The organism is Marinifilum sp. JC120, assembly GCA_004923195.1.
Classification (GTDB): domain Bacteria; phylum Desulfobacterota; class Desulfovibrionia; order Desulfovibrionales; family Desulfovibrionaceae; genus Maridesulfovibrio.
This window is the reverse complement of the sequence record RDSB01000041.1, coordinates 1-3,155: the sequence shown is the minus strand read 5'-3', so window position 1 is coordinate 3,155 and position 3,155 is coordinate 1. Positions and strand designations below refer to the sequence as shown.

Below are 3,155 nucleotides of genomic sequence, written 5' to 3'. Positions count from 1 at the left end.
ACGAGTAGAGCGATGCAGGCAAAAACAATCATAATTAAAGTTCTGAATGACATTGGTCTTTTTTCTTCTATCTTCATGATATTCTCCTTTAGTTACAGGTGGTCAGAACCATTACTTTGCCGTATCCGGCGGGAGGGGATACCCATGTATCTGTTACGTTTTTGATGCGCAGATGAACGCGCCAATTGTCGCCTTCATCCGTTGCCCATGACTGGACTGCAACGAAGGCTTGAGACTGCGCACCTTCGGCAAAGACAGCCGGAGCCACGAAGATTTGCGGTGCTGAAGTTACGCCCGGAGGACAGGTCGGTTTGGGGATCAGCTCACCGTCTGTGGCGTAAGTTGCATCTTTGAAAAGTTGGGAATTGCCGGTATCGGCGAGGATCTGCGGTTCACCTTCGCGGCAGATGTAAAGACCCACTGCGGGATCAAAGAATATACGGCCTTCCTTCTCCAGATCTCCGCAAAATCCGGTTGCATCGATGTCGCCGATGGTGTGCTCTGCGAATTTGATTTCTTTTACATTTTCAATGGCGTGGTCGGTCATATCCAGCTCGGTGGACATTTCGTTTAGCTCCGGATGGCCGGGAACTTCCACGCGGTAGAGAAAATCTTGACTGAGATCTCCTTCACGCAGGAAAGCGCGTCCGCCGATGTGACCGGGACTGGGAATCGGAATGTTTGTCCCGGCAAGATTGACGGTCCAGCCGCCGTAAGAACCGCGCAGCTCGGTAGGACTTTGGCCGGGAAGATCTCCGGTTGGGATATAGCCACCAGCACCGCCGACCATGGCAGCGGCTGAAGGAGCTGAAGCAGTGCCGAACCGTTTGTCATTTGCGGCCGTGCGTCCGTCATAGGTCAGAACGATTACTTGCAAATCGTCYGTGTTCGGTTCGAGCACATAAATTCCGTATCGCTGACCCCAGCCGTTGCGGTCTTGGAATCCTGAAGGCAGGAATTTTCCTAAGCGGAGCTGGGCCATGGTCACAGTGGTGGCACTGCTGGCAGTGGATGAATTGATAAGATCCGCATAATGCTCTTTGGCGTAGCCAGCTGAAGCATCAAGCACCGCAGCAAGATGGCTGCTGACGCTTTTCTGTTTGATATTTTCAAAGCCCCGGTGTTGCATGCGGGTGAGCATCGGTGAGAGCATGGCTAGGATGAGCAGTCCTGCCAGTACATCAAGCATGCCCATTCCGGCCTGTTTATTTTTTGGGTTAACTTTCATTTTTGCTCCTATGGTCTGATCACACTGACAATGTTGCCGTTAGGTATGAAGGCGGGCAGGGTTATCCCGGTTCCATGGGCGGTAACCAGTGATCCGTTCCGCTTGATCCCAATGGCGTAAGAACCCATGAATAGATCCATGATTTCTCCGGTTTCACCTTCTCTGACCGGACCCCAGACATATAATTTCCCACCGTCCGGTCGGTTGGTCCATGCACGCATGGATTTCCAACCGGACGGCAGGTCAAGGAGTGACAAGGGAATGGGGATTCCTTCGAAGGCGTTGGGGCGTGCTAGAGCAAATTCGTTCACGGCGTTGCGGTAGGTTCCATAATTAATGGCTACAGCCTGCGCTCTTCCTTTCTTTGCATCATGCTGAAGGGRAGAGTCCGGCGTTAGCATTGCCAGCACGCCAAGCAAGGTGAAGAGAACTGCAAACATCTTCATATTTTGTGTATTCCGTAGAAGTTGATAACGTTTTCTTGGTCACGCATTTCTTCTTCCAGAGYGATCATTTCATTGTTTTTGATCTTGGCGCGTAGTCCTAGGTAGTCGTCAGTGAATGGAGCCAGCAGGAATTGAGGAACATTAAGGATCTTTTTGCCATCTTCATCCTCTTCGAGTTGCTGATGGACGACTGCAAGCAGTCCTTGGGAAAGGTTCTGGCTGGCAATGTCTCCGTCGATTTCACGGGCCATGGTCACCAGCCGTTCAAGAGCGGTTACGAGATCGAAACCATGCATGGTTGCGATGACAATCTGTTTGTCTGAACCAAGGCATACCCGCAGGGCTTCGCTTGCGGCGTGCTTGCTGCGGATCTCGCCAATATAGATAATGTTGGGAGAGGCAAAGCGATGCGATCGTTCAATGCCTTCAGCCAGATCCTCTTCTCTTTCGATTTCGGCCTGAAAGCAGAAACCGTATTCCCCGTGCTTGCCGTCAAGGGGCATTTCAGCGGGRTTTTCAAAGCTGACCGCATGACCGCCGAGTGTAGAGAGTCGGGTTCCTACCAGAGATGATGCGCTGTATGTTTTGCCGGAGGCCTGCGCGCCGGTGAAAAGCACCAGACCTTTGCTCTGCTCCTCAGAAAGGAGCCATTCTGCAAGTGGTTCCGGCATGCCTATTTTGTTGAAGTTTTCTACCTGCCCCTGAATTCGGCGCAGGAAGAAAACCTTGCCGCTTCCCCAGTCTACACCCTCGTACAGGGCGACTCGGTAGCCAATTTCTTCATGCATGACCCTGAAAGTGTGTCGTTCACTCTCTTCATGGACTTTGAGGACTTTTTCATGAAGGAGCTTGATCTCCTTTTTGATCCCGTCTTCGCAGGGGACAAGTTTCTGGCCGCATGAATCGCAACCTTTCATGAAAGCCTCCCCGCTTTCATGAAGAATTAAATCTGTGAATGATGCACTTTTAAGTTCCATTCTTTTAGGTTCCATTTAAAGCCTCTGTTAGTTGGAGGTGAAAGCAATAGTGTTGCTGTCTTGAAGCTGTCCGGTAATTGCTATAACCATCCCGCTGCCTTGAGCTATTTCAACTCCATTTACAGATATCTTTTCCCATGTTTCGAAAGTGGCCAGTTTTGCGCAGGCGTATCTTGGGATTTCGTTTGATGTGATTGTGTAAGTGCTGGGGTCTGTTCCTGCGGYAACGGTTACCTCTCCATTCCATACGTTGCGAACGTCGCCGTTTCCTTTRAGCATTGAAGCAGGAACGATTTTGTTATTAACGGCAATGCTAGTGGTGAGGCCTGTGAAATTAGGTTCGCCCTTCATGAGATTATTCACTTCAAGTTTAAGGGTGGAAAGATTCTGCTGAGCGGTAGTTACCTTCTCGTTTTCTCTTCCGGATTTGATTCTGAGTGCTGTGCCTCCGAGGACCAGAGCGGCGATGAGCAAAACACCAACGATTTCGAGTAAGTTCATTTT

General features: G+C 50.4%; 4 protein-coding genes. All 4 read right to left on the bottom strand.

Annotated elements, in window-relative coordinates; translation table 11 throughout:
• Positions 1-88: 88 nt before the first annotated feature.
• The 4 genes from pilV to D0S45_20075 are packed head-to-tail and all read right to left on the bottom strand — an operon-like array spanning position 89 to position 3,152.
• Positions 89-1,228: a shufflon system plasmid conjugative transfer pilus tip adhesin PilV gene (gene pilV, locus D0S45_20090; GenBank protein ID TIH11445.1), complete on the bottom strand. Its 1,140-nt coding sequence runs from the start codon at positions 1,226-1,228 to the stop codon at positions 89-91.
• An 8-nt stretch (positions 1,229-1,236) separates the two neighbouring features.
• Positions 1,237-1,674 carry a pilus assembly protein PilM gene (locus D0S45_20085; GenBank protein TIH11444.1) on the bottom strand — a complete coding sequence of 146 codons (438 nt, stop codon included), beginning with the start codon at positions 1,672-1,674 and terminating at the stop codon, positions 1,237-1,239.
• Complete coding sequence (locus D0S45_20080; GenBank protein TIH11447.1) at positions 1,671-2,651, bottom strand: type II secretion system protein E; 981 nt, start codon at positions 2,649-2,651, stop codon at positions 1,671-1,673. The genes D0S45_20085 and D0S45_20080 overlap by 4 nt, the downstream gene beginning before the upstream one ends.
• Before the next feature lie 27 nt (positions 2,652-2,678).
• Complete coding sequence (locus tag D0S45_20075) at positions 2,679-3,152, bottom strand: pilus assembly protein PilS (protein TIH11446.1); 474 nt, start codon at positions 3,150-3,152, stop codon at positions 2,679-2,681.
• Positions 3,153-3,155: the final 3 nt, after the last annotated feature.